Origin of the sequence: Salegentibacter sp. Hel_I_6, from assembly GCF_000745315.1 — a bacterium.
In the GTDB taxonomy this organism is placed as follows: Bacteria; Bacteroidota; Bacteroidia; order Flavobacteriales; family Flavobacteriaceae; genus Salegentibacter.
Window position 1 is genome coordinate 363,150 of sequence record NZ_JQNQ01000001.1, and the last position, 16,562, is coordinate 379,711.

Genomic DNA, 16,562 nt, shown 5'->3' on the forward strand with positions numbered 1-16,562 from the left:
GAATGTTTTAAAAATAGCGGTTCTTGTATTTTCAGCAAAGTTACAGGAATTATGAGGCAAATTTACTTCTTAGCTTTTATTTTCTCTTTTTACTACGGAAATGCCCAATTGCATATTTCACCTTCTTTAAACGCAGATTCCTATATTTATCTTAGTGATCGTTTTTTATATGTTGAAGATGACATCAATCTAAAAAAGAATAATTTTCCTGAAACTGAAGCAAGCATTTACTTACGTAAAGAATCGCAATTAATACAGGGCGATAAAAATACCAATAGAAATTCTGGAAATGGTTGGATCTCGGTTTTCCAGGAAGGTACTTCCAATGCTTTCGATTATAATTACTGGGCCCTTCCCATTAAGGATAATATTAGTCAAAATAAGTTTGGAGCGGTTATATTCGAACCTCAAAACAAGACCAAAAGTCAACCTGCACAAATCACTGCAAGTTTAGAAGGAAGTGCTAATCCTCTGGAAATTTCAAAACGCTGGATCTATAAATATTCGGGAAACGAATATAATGACTGGCATTTTGTAGGTGAAAATTTTGATGTAAAGCCAGGAGAAGGTTTTTCCATGAAAGGTGTTAATGGTACCAATAACACGCTTATAAACGGAGTTGCAAATAATCCCGGAAGCAACCAGCGTTACGATTTTAGAGGTTTGCCAAATGACGGAGAGATAAAAGTACTTATTAAAAAAGAAAAAAGTGTTTTGGTTGGCAATCCTTACCCTTCTGCACTACATTTAAGAAGTTTTCTACTAGAAAATACGACTGGCACAGGAATAGCCTATTTCTGGGATTCTAGCGATAATGGAAATTCCCACTATCTAAAAGATTACGAAGGCGGTTATGGTTCATATTCCCCGGGTGCCAATGCTTATGCTCCAGCTGTTTTTAAAACCTATAATGGCGCGGGCGAAGAAACCGGAAATTCAGGGGAGAATGGAAAGGAAATAGCCCGGGAATACAGTCCCATAGCACAGGCTTTTATGGTAACGGGAAGCAGTGATGGCTATATTCATTTTAAAAATTCACAACGCAGGTTTCAAAAAGAGAATTCCCTAACTTCAGAATTTAAAAATCAGCAAAAGAGTGAAATTCCATTACTAAAACTCAACGTGGCTTTCAACGAGCTTTATACCCGCCCGCTGTTATTAGCGTTTAGAGAAGATTCGTCTAAAGATGTTGATTGGGCAATGGACGCAAAAATATACGGATTGCTTGAAAATGATGCAGGCTGGAATATTGAAGAAGCTTTTTACAATATTCAGGTTAGGCCTTTTAGAAAAAATGATAAAATCCCGCTACTTATTGAAGTTACCGAAACTTCAAAATTAAATTTCAAATTAGAGGATATCAGAGATTTTGAAATAGAGAACGTTTTTCTTTTTGATGCCGAATTAGAAACCTACAATACATTAAAACTAAATGATTTTTCTATGGACTTAGAAAAAGGAATTTATAGTAATCGATTTTTTATTAGTTTTATGCAGGAAAAAGAAGACAATCTTGATTCGGAGTTACCCGAAGAAGAGGAACCTTTACTTGATGATGCGCTAATTGTTCAAAACAATTCAAAATCTCAATTGGAAATACAAATGTTGAAAAACGATATTAAACAAATTTTATTATATGATCTCAAGGGACAAATGATTTATAATAAAACAATGCCAATAGGGAGTAAAACTCATAGCCTACCTACCTCCGGTTTACGAGATGCAATCTATATCGTGAAATTACTTTCTTCTGAAAACCTGGAATTCACCAGGAAGATTAGCATTAAAAATTAGTTATGGAAGAATTTATGTTGCCCTGTCTTAACAAAAGCCTTTTTGGGGTAGACTGTTTTGGCTGTGGTGGGCAACGAGCACTATTACTGGTTTTGAAAGCCGAATTTACCCAGGCATTTTTTATGTTTCCTGCTATTTATCCAATTTTATTCCTTCTGGTATTTCTTATTTTGAATCTTTTTATCAAATTTCGATATGATTTTCAAATTAAAATTGCACTCATAATCTTTAGTGGTGCAGTAATGCTTATTAGCTATTTAATAAAAATGAATCATTTTATACAACTAACCCAATAAACCAATCTTTATGGAAAGACAACAACTACCCAATTCAACCTTAATTTTAGTTTTCGGAATTCTATCTATTATAGGATGCTGCTGCTATGGAGTCCTCGGAATCATCTTCGGAATTATAGCATTAGTTATGGCCAAACGCGCTACAGAAATCTATAATACCGAACCTGAATTATACACCGGATATCAAAATGTAAAAACCGGAAAAATCCTTGCTATTATTGGTCTGGTATTAAGCGCTATTAGTTTAATAAGCTCCATTGTAATGTTTATTGTATATGGAGGCGTAGAAGGAATCTACGAGATGCAGGAAGAAATTTTAAGGGAAATTGAACAAAATCAATAAATGTTGATTTTGAAAAAATAGAAAAAGGCTATGCGAAAAGTTCTTTCAAACATCATCCTGTCTCGAAGCTCGGGATAAAGTCTGAAATAAGTTCAGCTTGACGAAATTAGAAGTTTCAAGTAGCCTGTTTTTTCACAACAAAAAAGCCAGCTAGAAATAGCTGGCTTTTTCTTTAAAATTTTGAAGAAAAATTACTTCTCAAATTCCTTAAGAGTAGAAGTAATAATATCTACACAGTCTCTAAGTTGCTCTTCATTAATTACCAAAGGTGGAGCAAAACGAATAATATTACCGTGGGTTGGTTTTGCTAAAAGTCCGTTTTCTTTTAATGCCATGCAAATATCCCAGGCAGTAGAGCTTTCTTCTGAATCGTTAATCACAATCGCATTTAATAATCCGCGACCTCTTACCAACTCTACAATATTAGAATCCTTGATATAATCGTTCATAAGCCTTCTAAACAAATTCCCCATCTTTCTTGCATTCTGGGCAAGATTCTCATCTTTTACCACATCTAATGCAGCTACCGCAGTTGCGGCTGCTACGGGATTTCCTCCAAAAGTTGAACCGTGTTGTCCAGGCTGAATTACATTCATTACTTCATCATCAGCAAGCACAGCAGATACAGGATAATTTCCTCCTGAAAGCGCTTTTCCTAAGATTAAAATATCTGGTCTTGTATAAGTTTCCTGGCGCTCACAGTGACCTTCGCAAGTACAATTTCCACAAACGGCTAATAAAGCTCCGGTTCTGGCGATACCTGTCTGGATCTCGTCAGCCATAAAAAGTACGTTATGCTTATTGCAAATCTCTTTAGCTTTCTTCATATAATCGTTAGCGGGAGTGTAAACTCCTGCTTCACCCTGGATAGGCTCAACTAAAAATCCAGCTATATTATCGTTATCTGTAATTGCTTTTTCTAAAGCATCAGGATCGTCATAAGCCACTTTTATAAATCCTGGCGTATAAGGACCAAAATTTTTGCGAGCTCCTTCATCATTAGAGAAGGAGATTATTGTGGTAGTTCTTCCGTGGAAATTATTTTCACATACGATAATTTGTGCATCGGTTTCTCTAACTCCCTTTTTTTCGTAAGCCCATTTTCTAGCGATCTTTATGGCAGTTTCCACAGCTTCTGCCCCGGTATTCATTGGGAGAAGTTTATCGAATTTAAAATAATCGGTGGCATATTTTTCATAAGCACCAAGTACATCATTATGGAAGGCTCTGGAAGTAAGTGCTAGTTTTGAGGCTTGCTCATACATAGCATTTACAATTTTAGGATGACAATGTCCCTGATTTACCGCGGAATAAGCAGAAAGGAAGTCGTAATATTTCTTTCCTTCTACGTCCCAAACATGAACTCCTTCCCCTTTGCTTAATACAGCGGGAAGTGGATGGTAATTATGAGCTCCATGCTTATCTTCCAGGTTAATAGCTTCTTCTGAGGATTTAATTTCTGCTAATGGCATTGATTTAATTTTTTAACTGTTAACTTTCAAAATTCCTTCTTTTACGCCCTTTCTATATTGAAAAGTCTTGGCCGCAAGGGAGAGAAATCATCCAATATTTTAGTTTTCGCAAATTACTAAATGTTTGCCGAAATTTTAAGCAACACAGGGAATAAATCTTCACAATTATCCTATTTTTGCGCTATGGGAAGAAGGAATAAAAACAAGGTATTCGAAGCCGTAGAAGTTACTGATGCCGGCGGAAAAGGAAAAGGTATTGGTAAATCTCCAGACGGTCGTGTAATATTTATAGACAATGTAGTGCCCGGTGATATTGCCGATATTAAGACCACAAAACAAAGAAAATCTTATTACCAGGGAACGGCGGTAAATTTTCATCAACTTTCAGAGAAACGTGTAGAGCCTGTTTGCCAGCATTTTGGAACCTGTGGCGGTTGCAAATGGCAAAATATGGGTTACGAATATCAGTTGGAATACAAACAAAACGAGGTTTTAAATAATCTTATTCGCGTAGGAAAAGTTGAGCTCCCAGAAGTGACTCCAATTTTAGGTAGTAAAGAAATATATTTCTACCGCAATAAAATGGAATTTTCATTTAGCGATAGCCGCTGGCTTACTCCTGAAGAAATAAACAGCGGGAAAGATTTTGACGACAAAAATGCCCTTGGATTTCATATTCCCGGAATGTGGGATAAAATCCTCGATATTAAAAAATGTCACCTGCAGGAAGATCCCAGTAACGCTATAAGAAATTTTGTAAAAGAATACGCTACAGATAATGACCTTAGCTTCTTCAACGCCCGTAAACAGGAAGGTTTATTAAGAACACTCATGCTTCGAACCTCTTCTACCGGTGAGATCATGGTTTTAATCCAGTTTTTTCACGAAAACAAGGAAAAACGGGAGTTACTCTTAGACGCAGTTGCAGAAACGTTTCCCGAGATCACTTCACTTCAGTATGTGATTAATGAGAAAGGAAACGATACTATTTATGACCAGGATGTAATTTGCTATAAAGGCCGTGACCATATCTTTGAAGAAATGGAAGGACTTCAGTTTAAAATAAATGCAAAGTCTTTTTATCAAACAAATTCTGCACAGGCTTACGAATTATATAAAATTACCCGTGATTTCGCAGATCTAAAAGGTGACGAGATTGTTTACGATCTTTATACAGGAACAGGAACAATTGCTCAATTTGTTGCTAAAAAAGCGAAAAAAGTAATTGGAGTTGAAGTTGTTCCTGAAGCCATTATAGACGCCAAAGAGAACGCTGAACGCAACCAGATTGAAAATGCTGAATTCTTTGTGGGTGATATGAAGAAAGTTTTTTCTGAAAGTTTCATAATTACTCACGGCACTCCAGATATCATTATTACCGATCCTCCCCGCGACGGAATGCACAAAGATGTGATTGCTCAAATAATTGGTATATTGCCGCAGCGTATTGTTTACGTGAGTTGCAACTCGGCCACACAAGCCCGCGATTTATCATTGCTGGATGAACATTACAAAGTTACCAAAGTACAACCGGTAGATATGTTCCCGCAAACGCATCACGTAGAAAACGTTGTTTGTTTAGAAAAAAGATAGGTAAACCAGAATTATGCTGAACTCAAAATGGGAACTAACAGGTTTTTAATGATATGAAGAGGAATTTTAGAAAACTGGTACCGGTTTTTGCGATCTTAATGTTGATTTTAGGTTGCCAACGTGACGATATCTGCCCTGAATCAACCCAAACCACTCCTATGTTGGTTTTGCGATTTTTTGATGCCGATGAGCGTGAAAATCCCAGAACACCTACCAATTTAAGTATTAGATCTACGGTGGCTGGTTCGACTAAAACATTATTCCAAAGAATAAATTTAGATAGTATTGCCATTCCTTTAAGGACCAACCAAAATACTACAACATATACTTTTACCATTTTTGATTCACAAAGTGATGCTGAAGACCAGGAATTCACACCAGATACAGATACCTTAACATTTACCTACGGAACTGAAGAAATTTACGTTAACCGTGCCTGCGCCTATAAAGTGATTTACAACAGTCTAAAATTAACCATAGAAGGTGGGGAAGACGGCGAATGGATAGACTCGTATATTATTGAAGAACCCGATATTGAAGATGAAAGACAAGCACATATTAGCATATATTTTTAGTACGCTCTTCATATTTTTAACCAGCACTGCATTAGGCCAGGAATCTGCTGTTCAGGATAGTTTAGCAAAACGCGAGAAATTTGGACTTCGGGTAGGTACAGATCTTAGTAAACTGGCAAGAACAGTTTTTCAGGATGATTATTCGGGTTTTGAAGTTTTGGGAGACTATAGGGTTTATAAAAATTACTACGCTGCTGCAGAATTAGGAAATGAAAGCATTGGCTATGCCGAAGATAATATTCGCATTACCGCCCGCGGGAGCTATGTGAAAATTGGTCTGGATTATAATGCCTATGAAAACTGGTCTGGAATGCAAAACCTCATTTTTGTAGGTGCGCGTTATGGCTTTTCAACGTTTACCCAGGATCTTGAAGAATATCAAATCTATACCACCAATCCTTTTTTTGAACCCGATATTTCAACTGAAACAATAGAATACTCAGGCCTAACGGCAAATTGGTTAGAATTGGTTGCAGGATTAAAAGTTGAATTAGTAAATAATTTATACCTATCGGTCAACATTCAACTTAAACGAAGATTATTCCAAACTACCCCCGATAATTTCGATAACCTGGCCACTCCCGGATTTAACCGTACCTACGACGATAATGCTATTGGTGTGGGATATGGATACACCATTAGTTACCTAATCCCTTTTTATAAGAAATAGGAAAGTAGTTTTCCCGCAATTTGAAATTTTTTCGGATCTAAAACTGCGGGAATAAAAATCAAAATTTTAATCCTGGAACTTCGCCTTTTTAGATCCCTGGTAGATCTGGTATTTTAATAATTTAGATTCCAGGGCACCGTTGTAAAGTTTTATTTTTCGGGAAGGTCTTAAGCCTACGTGTTTTATTGCTTCAAGGTTAGAAGTTATAAACCAGGCATCAGTCCCCGGGTAAGATTGTTTCAGTGTATCTCCTATCTCTTTATAGAATTTCGGCATATCTATTTCTAATCGCTCGCCATAAGGCGGATTAAATAACATATGTAAATGACGTTCTTCTTCTTTTTCCGAAGCGAAGAAATCCTGTCTTTCCACTTTAATAAATTCAGAAAGATTAGCATTTTCAATATTATCTATGGCTTTATGCACTGCAGATGGTGAGGTGTCGTAACCTTTGATCTTAAAATGAAATTCCCGCATTTTTTTCAGTACAGAGGATTCTATCTTTTCAAATAAATCTTCATCCCAATCTTTCCAACGTTCAAATGCGAATTCCTTTCTATTTAAATTCGGCGGAATATTACAGGCAATCATTGCGGCTTCAATTAAAATAGTACCACTACCGCACATAGGATCCATAAAGTCACACTGCCCGTCCCAGCCGGAAAGCAATAACATTCCCGCTGCCAAAACTTCGTTTATAGGCGCAATATTAGTAGCGCTTTTGTAGCCTCGTTTATGTAATGACTGTCCCGAAGAATCAAAAGATACATTACAGAAATTCTTTTCTATATGAATATTAATTCTCAATGTAGGAAAATCGAGATCTACGTTCGGTCTCTTATCAAATTTATCCCGAAAACGGTCCACAATCGCGTCCTTGGTTTTAAGGGAAATATATTGGGAATGCGTGAATGTTTCAGAATGCACCGTGGCATCAATAGCCAGGGTATCGTCCACACTCATAAAATTCTCCCAGGGCAAATTGTAGATTTGTTTGTAAAGATCTTCTTCAGAAAATATTTTAAAACTTTGGTACGGTTTCAGGATCTTAATGGCAGTTCTCAAGCAAAGATTGGCTTTATACATAAAACCGGTATCGCCCACAAAACTTACATTTCTGGTTCCTTCTTTTACATCCATAGCGCCAAGTGCCATTAATTCTTTAGCCAAAATTGGCTCAAAACCATACATGGTCTTGGCAATCATTTTAAAATTATTTTCCATATCGGTTTTTTACAGTCCACAAAAATAGGGTAATTTTGCTGAATAACGATATTGCCGGCCGTGGATGCTGAAATTATCCTGATGCTTTTACGACTTAGTTTTTTTATAACTAATGAATTTAAAATTTCTATAAAAAATACTTTTAATTTAATACCAAAATACATCGGAAAAAGCCCTGAGGTTTTAACCGGGAAGTACTAATTATTCGACCTTAATTAATGATCTATATTTTACCCCTCCTTTCTGTATTTGCCGGATATCTTATCGCTATTTTCTTAAAACCCTCCTCCTCTACCGGTTTTAAATTATTATTAAGTTTTAGTGGCGCCTACCTGCTGGCAGTAACAATATTTGAATTATTACCTGAAGTTTATCTAAACGGCACCAACGAGGTAGGTATTTTTATTATGCTGGGATTATTGCTACAAATTATGCTTGAATTTGTTTCAAAAGGAGTTGAGCATGGACACTTGCACCAGCAGGAGGGAATGAAAAAGTTTCCTATGTTATTACTAATTAGTTTGAGTATTCACGCATTCCTGGAAGGTTTCCCTATGGATGAAGGCGATCATATTCTACACGGAGTTGTAATTCATAAAATTCCGGTAGCCACTATTCTCTCAGTTTTTCTGCTTCATTCTAATTTAAGTAAACTAAAGGTTGGGGTGTTTCTCACCATTTTCGCTTTAATGACGCCCTTAGGAAGTTTTTTTAAATCACAATTTAATCTACTTCAGGAGATTTCAATATATATTAATGCATTGGTGATTGGTATTTTTCTCCATGTTTCTACTACTATTCTATTCGAAGCTTCTAAAAACCATAAATTCAACATTTCTAAACTTGCAGTAATTGTAGGCGGAATTTTACTGGCTTATTTTATTTAATATGTTTAGCAAAGCTGAAAGCAAAAAATTAAGGCAGCAATTCTGGACGAGTTTTGGTATTGTTTTCCGCAGAAAATGGATGCTTTACGATACGGGAATAAAAGAAATTCAACTAAAATTCACTTTTAACCAAAAGATTGCGCAGGTTTCTATAGATGTTTTAGATGAAGCCCCGCTGATTCGGGCCTATTATTTTGAAAAACTACTTTCCCTAAAAAATATCCTCATTTCAGAATATCTATCTGAAGCTATTTTTGAGGAAGAATATGAACTTCCGGAAGAAAAAATAATTTCACGCGTCCATGTTCAACTGGATAACGTGAGCATTCATAATAGAAACCAATGGCCAGAAGCAATGAAATTCCTCAATGACGCTATGGAAAAAATGGAAGCTTTCTTTGTAGAATATAAAGATCTTTTTAGATAAATTTTACGGTATTTTTTAGGGTTTTCACCTAAGCAGTCTTTTATCTTATTTGTTTAAAATAGGATTATGAGAACTGTTAGACTTTTTCCGTTTCAGCATCGTGACGAATTACAAATTGGCATTACTTATAAATTCGATTTTGAACTAAATGAATTCATTAAAAGTATGGAAGGGATGCGCTGGTCACGCACCTATTCGTGTTTTTATTTGCCATATTCAGTCAGCAACAAAAAGCGCATTTATACTGTGTTGAAAAAGATTGGCTGTATTATAGATTATTCGGCTTTAAAAGATCTAAAAACAGAGAATGTAGAAACTTCTAAGGAAGAGCATTCCAAATTAAAAACGCAGCAGCTGGAAATCCTGAAAGAATTTCAGAATTATTTAATTGGGCAACGCTTTAGTAAAAGCACCTTAAAAACCTATACAACTTTTGTTCAGCGATTTATTGAATTTCAAAAAGACAGGTTAGATAGTATTAACAACCGCAGCATTGAGATTTTTATTGAACAGGAAATCGCCGGAAAGAATTACGCCATTAGCACACATCGCCAATGTGTAAGCGCTTTAAAGAATTTTGCTGCTTTGCATCGCTTTCCAGAATTAGAAGCTAACAAAATTGCGAGTCCCAAAAAATATAAATATTTACCGGTGGTATTATCTAAAGAAGAAGTGATAGATCTTCTAAGAGCTACTAGAAATTTGAAACACCGGGCAATTTTTGCTTTGTTGTATTCCTCTGGTCTTAGGGTTGGAGAAGCCATTAGTTTGAACCAAAAAGATATGGATATAGATCGCAAACAAATTACCATACGCGCAGGAAAAGGCCGAAAAGACCGCGTAGTGATTATGGCAGAAAGTTTTATACCGCTACTTCTAAATTACCTAAGCACCTACCAGCCAACAACTTATTTTATAGAAAGTCCACAGGGCGGACCTTACAATTCTTCCAGCATTAGGGCCGCTTTACGTCACGCCTGCAAGCTGGCAAATATCAAAAAGAAAGTAACACCGCATACCTTGCGACATTCTTATGCTACGCATATGTTAGAAAACGGAATAGATTTAAGGCATATACAAAGTTTGCTGGGGCATTCAAAACCAGAAACAACCATGATCTATACCCATGTAACTCAAAAAGAATTAATGAAGATTAAGAGTCCGTTAGATGTTAGCTTAAAAGCCTTATCAAATTCTGATAAAAAGGTTGAAAACGTGCGTTTATCCCGAAATATTTCTGATTAAAAAAGTATATTGTGCCGGATATAACACGTTGTATTGCATTTTTTAAACGAGAGCTTTGATGTTTAAGAAGAAAAAAGAAAGAATCAAGGATATATTAATTGATCACGTTTACGACTTCTGTAATAATGAGATGGTGCAGAAAATGGAAGGAGGTGGAAATTCACTAACTTTTGATGATCCGGTTCATTTAAAAGATCCAGCTACAAAAGCATTAGCAGATTCAATTTCCAATTCAAAAGATTTAAAGTTGCATTATACAACTCGAAATAAAGAGTTTTGTGAAATAATTACAAAACCTGATTACTTACATTCCACTTTAATAAAGAAGCTTTTAGATTCAGGATTTTCAAAAGGTAAAAATCTTCAAAAGAAGGTAGTTCAAGCACAAGAATTTTTAATTTCCAGAAGTTACTTTTCCGAAGGAAATCCAATTAAGTCCAAAGTCAAATTAACGGAGAAAGGAATTAGGCACTATTTAGATGGGAAATCATTTGAAGTAGATTATATAAACAGAAGGAACTCTAATATAGCCATCGTAATTAGTCTTGCTTCAATCCTAATTGCTCTAATTGCCATATTTAAATGATAACACCAATTAATATCCTTATGTCTGGGAAAATAATAGAATTACAACCAGGTATTTATAGCGTTAAAGTTTTGGGTGGATGGAAAGTAAAAACAGGTGACTTTTCATTAGAACTTAGACATATTGATTCGGATTTAAAAATCAAATTAAAAAAGACATTCTGGAGAATTCAATCTTTCGCATTTAAAAGCAGGGCTAAAAAAATTGGTTCTGTTGACATTCCTAAATGGGGAAGTTATTCTGTGCAATTTAAAAATGCTAATCATTTAAAAATCAAAAAATCGAATTTATTCCTAATAAGTAGTTTCCAAAAATTCAAACCAATTGAAGAAATTCAAATCATAATAGGATAATAAAAAACGCAACACAATCGAGTGGATGGCTCCGTCATCAAATGACGGAGTGCACCCCTCACACCACCGTACGTGCGGGTCTCGCATACGGCGGTTCAACAATGAAACTCATCTATTGTAGTATTCGATTAGACTAACATAACCTTTCATTTTTAAGCGTTTTACGGTGATGGTGGTACGCAGAATGGGACTTTGAGCCACTGCCCAGCCGCCCATTCGGGTACGACTCCAGGCATAAGCCTGGTCTGGATTAATTCCCAACCGAATAAGGTTTTTCCGTTTTCGTTCGGGCTTTTTCCAGTGATGCCAAATGCAATATCGTAAACGATTCCTTAACCATTCTTCCAGCTTTTTAAGCTTTCCTAGAATGGATGCCGGTTTGAAGTAGTTTATCCAGCCCCTTAGCAATAAATTGATTCTGTGGATACGTTCTTCAAAGCTTGCAGGAGTGGTCTTTTTGGTAATATATTTAAGTTTAGCCTTAAATGTATCCCATTTTGACGCTTCTGCCACAAGTTGATACTTTGCCTTTTCTCCTTTCTTGTAGGTTGGCACAAAACCAAATCCCAGTACCTGAAAGGTTAAAGGCTTACGTATTCCGCTTTTCTTCCTATTGATTGGAAGCTGGAGTTTATCCCGCAGAAATTTGTAGATACTATTACCTACGCGTTTCGCAGCGGGTTTACTTCAAACGTAAATACTAAAATCATCGGCATATCTCACGTAGCGATGTCCACGCCTTTCCAGTTCTTTATCCAGCTCATTGAGCAGAATATTGGAGAGCAAAGGACTTAAGGGAGAACCTTGTGGGACTCCTTTCCTGCGTTTATGCAACTTGCCGTTAATTTGTATCGGAGCTCTCAAAAATGACCGCAATAACTTTAAAGTAGCCCGGCATTTTACCTTTTTGAATATCAAGTCTAACAGGACATCGTGGGCCACTTCATCAAAGAAGCTCTTTAAATCAATATCGACGATGTTTTGGTAGCCAGAATTGATATTTTCAAGGCTCTGTGCAACGGCCTGATGGGCATTGCGGTTTGGTCTGAACCCATAACTGTACTTTTGGAAGTCTGGCTCAAATACTGGTTGCAAAACCTGATGTAATGCTTGCTGAAATACCCTGTCGACAACCGTGGGAATACCGAGTAAACGTTTCTTCCCGTTGCTTTTTGGTATTTCAACCCCCAGTATTGAAGACACCTGATATTCCCCTCGTTCTATCTGCCGGGCGTATTGTTTACCGTGAGCTTTTAGAATAGATTGGAGTCCTGTTATTTGAACGTTATCTATACCTGCTGCCCCTTTGTTTCGGTACACCTGACGGAAGGCTTGGTTTAGGTTCTTTTTACTTGTTAATTCTTTAATCATTAATACTAAAACAAATTTGTTGTCTCGCTTGATCGAAGGCTATTATTTTACCGGAAGGCTATCCCGTAACATAAAATAACTCCAAGGTTCATTAAAGACCATTATCGTTCAGTCCTTCACCGGCTTATCAGGTGGCCGGCTACTATGACTTCGGCTGACTTCTCCATCAAGCCATTCCGTGGCTATGGAGATCTCCCCAGGTAAGAACATCTTCTTTCCCCTGATTCCTGCCGGATCTACTATTTCGGTATTCATTTCGAAAGAAATGTTTAGGACATCACAATGATGTGCTTGCTCATCCAACCTTGTAGCCTCATATCCGGTTCCTGTTCGTCAGTACCAGGGTTTGTAGTCCCGCTTCCTTCAGTCCCAACTTCGCAGTTGGCAACCTTGCGGCTTACTAATGGTTCAAGGCGTCACCCCCGCCCATAAGGGACTTGCACCCTTTAGATTAATCTTTTACCTTTCGGTGAAAGAAAAGATGCCCATGCTGGGCACACACAGCGGTTCATCTCAAATTCCGGGTCTGTTCGAAAAAGTGTGATTTTAGAAACCAAGAAACAAAATGGTTAATCCGACAAGTCCGCGTCCCCACTCCCGCAACTTGCGATAACCGCAAACCGTTGTAAACAAGGCCAAAAAAACAGCCAGAACTAAGAACAAAAACCAATCTTTGCGCATTTAAAAGAACCAAAATTGAACTTTAGAAGAAAAAATAAAAGATCCCGAAGTTTAAAGTAAAGGTGAACAAGGAAATAAAAATCACTTCGCGGACTTAAAATCGCTGCGCAAAAAAAAGTCCACAAGAGAAATTTCGGAAAGAAGATAGGTTAAAGGAAATAGCTTAGGTTTAGCTTAAATTCTATATTTTAAAAGTCTAAATTAAACCTGTTGAAACCGACAAGCTAGCTCTTCCCTACACGCTAATTCCCTTAAATGTGACCGTAAACTTCTCCGAATCCCAAACACAAATATGCATAATAAATTAAATAAGAAACGCCTACAGGTATGTATGGAAGGATAAAAAAGCATTTACATTGGGCTACAAGAGAAGCCACTAAGAAGTGGTCAATGTCTATCAGGAATTGGGGCATTATTTTAAATTAGTTCCTTACGAACTATGAAAAAAGGGTCAGACTATAAAAAGTCCAACCCCTGTTATTTAAACTTTACAAACTTTTAGTGATAGTGAGGGTGTAAAATAAACTCTGTCTGAATTGAATTATTTATTAATTTCATTCATACAGAATTATGACAACAAAAGAACATCAAGAATTCGAGAAGAAAGTACTTGACCAGTTTATGTCTGGCAAGAGCCTTTTTGGTGCAGATGGTGCTTTTGCACCGATGCTAAAGAACGTTATCGAAAAAGCCCTTGAGGCAGAGATGGACTCCCATCTAAATAGCGATGAACGCTCCAAAGGGAATAAGCGTAATGGCAAGGGAAATAAAAAACTCAAAAGTGGCTTTGGCTCCTTTGATATTGAAACCCCTGAAGACCGTCAAAGCAGCTTCCAGCCGGAACTGGTTAAAAAGAGACAGACGATCCTGGCCGATAATCTTTCAGAAAAAATCATCGGTCTTTATGGACTTGGGATGAGTTACCGTGACATCTCCGGGCATATCAAGGAAATGTACGATACCGATATTTCCCATACGGTTTTAAGCCAGATCACTGATCAGATCATTCCTGATATCAAAGCCTGGCAAAGTCGTCCTTTAGAGCCTCTCTACTGTATTGTCTGGCTTGATGCCATGCATTATAAAGTTAAAGTAGATGGGAAGATCACCCATAAAGCACTCTATAATATCCTGGGGGATTACAAAAGAAGGAAAAAAGGAAATCCTGGGGATGTACATTTCTGAGAGTGAAGGTGCTAATTTCTGGCTACAGGTTTTAACCGATCTTCATAACCGGGGATTACAGGATATCCTGATTGCCTGTACGGATAACCTCAAAGGCTTTACCCAGGCCATCTTAAGCGTTTATCCAAAGGCCCAGGTGCAGCTTTGTATTGTACATCAAATCCGTAACTCACTTAAATACGTGGCTTCAAAGGATCAAAAGGAATTTATGAAAGATCTGAAGAAAGTATATAGAGCCGTCACTAAAGATGTAGCCGAAGATGAACTATTGAACCTGGAAGAGAAATGGGGTAGTAAATATCCTGTAGTCATTGAGAGCTGGCAGCGTAACTGGGAACAGCTCTCCCAGTATTTTGAATATACAGAACCCATTAGAAAGATTATTTATACCACCAATGCCGTAGAGGGCTTACATCGCCAAATCAGGAAAGTTACCAAGACCAAGGGTGCTTTCACTAATGATATGTCACTACTCAAACTGGTCTACCTGGCTACCAGAAACATTGAGAAGAAATGGACCGCTCCTTTGCATAATTGGAGCCTAACGATCCAGCAATTTTATATTAAATTTGGATACCGGATACCACTGGACATAAACGCCAATTCCTCTGAGGCTAGCCTCAGAGGAATTGAAATATCAGACAGAGTTTAATTTACAGACCCGTGATAGTGTCAAGAAATCAACTGCATAGTTTGCTTGGCGATCTCTAATTCTTCATTCGTGGGAATTACTAAAATTCCTACTTTAGAATCTTCACTATGAATAGTTCTCAATTCCTTTGAACGTTGTTTGTTTTTATCTTCATTCAGCTTAATACCTAAGAAATCCATATCCTTACAAACCAAACTTCGAATAACATCACTGTTTTCCCCAATTCCCGCAGTAAAAACTATAGCATCTACGCCATTCATAGCTGCCGTATAAGCGCCAATATATTTTTTAATTCGGTATGCATTCATTTCTAGTGCTAACTGGCACTGTTTGTTCCCATTTGCTGCCTGCTCTTCAATATCTCGAAGATCACTATAACCGGTAAGTCCATACATTCCACTATTCTTATGTAAAATATCACTTACTTCCTGGGACGAATAACCTAGTTCATCTATAAGATAAAAAATAACCGATTGGTCTATGTCACCACTCCTTGTTCCCATAATAAGTCCGTTAACCGGAGCAAAACCTAAAGAATGATCTACACTTTTTCCATCTTTTACAGCAGTAATACTACAGCCATTTCCCAAATGAATACTTATTATTTTAGATTTTTCTTTCTTTAAATAATCAATGGCCTTTTCGGATACGTATTTATGGCTGGTACCGTGAAATCCATATAGCTGAATATGTTCTTTTTCGAAAAAATCATTAGGAATAGCGTATTGCGCAGCTTTTCTGGGAATAGTTCTATGAAAAGCTGTATCAAAAACAGCAACCTGTTTTGCCTTCGGAAAAAGTTCTTCAGCAACCTCAATTCCCTCTAAATTAGCAGGATTATGCAAAGGCGCAAGGGAGAAAAAATCTTTTATCACAGCTTTTACATCGGGATTTACTTTTATTGTTTTAGAAAAATTATCACCTCCATGAACTACTCTGTGACCTATAGCGGCTATTTCTTCAGTATTTTTAATCACACCTTTTTCAGGGCTCATTAAAAGATCGGTAATAGCTTTTAGCGCAACAGCGTGATCTTTCGCCGAAAGTTCTTCAGAAATTGAATCTTTCTCTGTTTTAAAATGAAGTTTAGCTCCTTCAAGTCCAATTCGTTCTACCATTCCTGAAGCTAATACAACTTCTGCAGGCATTTGTATCAATTGAAATTTTAAAGATGAACTTCCTGAATTTATAATTAAGATATTTTCCAT

14 protein-coding genes and 2 pseudogenes are annotated in these 16,562 nt (G+C 36.9%); 12 read left to right on the plus strand and 4 right to left on the minus strand.

What is annotated here, in order from left to right; translation table 11 throughout:
• Positions 1-51: 51 nt before the first annotated feature.
• From FG27_RS18585 to FG27_RS01675, 3 genes are read left to right on the plus strand one after another with little or no spacing between them, the layout of a single operon-like run.
• Complete coding sequence (locus FG27_RS18585) at positions 52-1,794, plus strand: T9SS type A sorting domain-containing protein (protein WP_051935728.1); 1,743 nt, start codon at positions 52-54, stop codon at positions 1,792-1,794.
• A gap of 2 nt (positions 1,795-1,796) precedes the next feature.
• The gene (locus FG27_RS01670; RefSeq protein ID WP_037314651.1) at positions 1,797-2,090 is read left to right on the plus strand and encodes a DUF2752 domain-containing protein; all 294 of its coding nucleotides are present in this window, start codon (positions 1,797-1,799) and stop codon (positions 2,088-2,090) included.
• Between the two features lie 10 nt (positions 2,091-2,100).
• A complete protein-coding gene (locus FG27_RS01675) occupies positions 2,101-2,433 on the plus strand; it encodes a CCC motif membrane protein (protein ID WP_037314653.1) in 333 nt (110 codons plus the stop codon).
• A 191-nt stretch (positions 2,434-2,624) separates the two neighbouring features.
• On the opposite strand, the gene rocD is transcribed toward FG27_RS01675, so the two are convergent.
• Complete coding sequence (gene rocD / locus FG27_RS01680; RefSeq protein ID WP_037314657.1) at positions 2,625-3,905, minus strand: ornithine--oxo-acid transaminase; 1,281 nt, start codon at positions 3,903-3,905, stop codon at positions 2,625-2,627.
• A 183-nt stretch (positions 3,906-4,088) separates the two neighbouring features.
• Here rocD and rlmD point away from each other — a divergent pair, with 183 nt between their 5' ends.
• From rlmD to FG27_RS01695, 3 genes are read left to right on the plus strand one after another with little or no spacing between them, the layout of a single operon-like run.
• Positions 4,089-5,498, plus strand: a complete 1,410-nt coding sequence (rlmD, locus tag FG27_RS01685) for a 23S rRNA (uracil(1939)-C(5))-methyltransferase RlmD (RefSeq protein WP_037321898.1) — start codon at positions 4,089-4,091, stop codon at positions 5,496-5,498.
• Between the two features lie 53 nt (positions 5,499-5,551).
• Complete coding sequence (locus tag FG27_RS01690) at positions 5,552-6,073, plus strand: DUF6452 family protein (RefSeq protein WP_037314660.1); 522 nt, start codon at positions 5,552-5,554, stop codon at positions 6,071-6,073.
• Positions 6,039-6,743, plus strand: coding sequence for a DUF6048 family protein (locus tag FG27_RS01695; protein WP_037314661.1), 705 nt, complete (start codon positions 6,039-6,041; stop codon positions 6,741-6,743). The genes FG27_RS01690 and FG27_RS01695 overlap by 35 nt, the downstream gene beginning before the upstream one ends.
• Before the next feature lie 66 nt (positions 6,744-6,809).
• Here the strand turns inward: FG27_RS01695 and FG27_RS01700 are convergent, their stop codons facing one another.
• Complete coding sequence (locus tag FG27_RS01700) at positions 6,810-7,967, minus strand: class I SAM-dependent RNA methyltransferase (RefSeq protein WP_037314665.1); 1,158 nt, start codon at positions 7,965-7,967, stop codon at positions 6,810-6,812.
• Positions 7,968-8,185: 218 nt separating this feature from the next.
• Between FG27_RS01700 and FG27_RS01710 the strand changes: the two genes are divergently transcribed.
• From FG27_RS01710 to FG27_RS01730, 5 genes are all read left to right on the plus strand, one after another.
• Positions 8,186-8,854, plus strand: a complete 669-nt coding sequence (locus FG27_RS01710) for a ZIP family metal transporter (RefSeq protein WP_037314670.1) — start codon at positions 8,186-8,188, stop codon at positions 8,852-8,854.
• A gap of 1 nt (position 8,855) precedes the next feature.
• Complete coding sequence (locus tag FG27_RS01715; protein WP_037314672.1) at positions 8,856-9,281, plus strand: DUF4268 domain-containing protein; 426 nt, start codon at positions 8,856-8,858, stop codon at positions 9,279-9,281.
• Between the two features lie 66 nt (positions 9,282-9,347).
• The gene (gene xerA, locus FG27_RS01720; RefSeq protein ID WP_037314675.1) at positions 9,348-10,526 is read left to right on the plus strand and encodes a site-specific tyrosine recombinase/integron integrase; all 1,179 of its coding nucleotides are present in this window, start codon (positions 9,348-9,350) and stop codon (positions 10,524-10,526) included.
• Positions 10,527-10,584: 58 nt separating this feature from the next.
• A complete protein-coding gene (locus FG27_RS01725; RefSeq protein WP_037314679.1) occupies positions 10,585-11,112 on the plus strand; it encodes a hypothetical protein in 528 nt (175 codons plus the stop codon).
• 20 nt (positions 11,113-11,132) lie between these two features.
• Complete coding sequence (locus FG27_RS01730; RefSeq protein WP_037314682.1) at positions 11,133-11,465, plus strand: hypothetical protein; 333 nt, start codon at positions 11,133-11,135, stop codon at positions 11,463-11,465.
• 108 nt (positions 11,466-11,573) lie between these two features.
• Here FG27_RS01730 and ltrA read toward each other — a convergent pair.
• Positions 11,574-12,836 (minus strand): annotated as a pseudogene (gene ltrA, locus FG27_RS01735) (group II intron reverse transcriptase/maturase).
• Between the two features lie 1,251 nt (positions 12,837-14,087).
• On the opposite strand from ltrA, the pseudogene FG27_RS01740 reads away from it, so the two are divergent.
• Positions 14,088-15,354 (plus strand): annotated as a pseudogene (locus tag FG27_RS01740) (IS256 family transposase).
• Between the two features lie 20 nt (positions 15,355-15,374).
• On the opposite strand, the gene FG27_RS01745 reads toward FG27_RS01740, so the two are convergent.
• The gene (locus tag FG27_RS01745) at positions 15,375-16,562 is read right to left on the minus strand and encodes an acetate/propionate family kinase (protein ID WP_037321899.1); all 1,188 of its coding nucleotides are present in this window, start codon (positions 16,560-16,562) and stop codon (positions 15,375-15,377) included.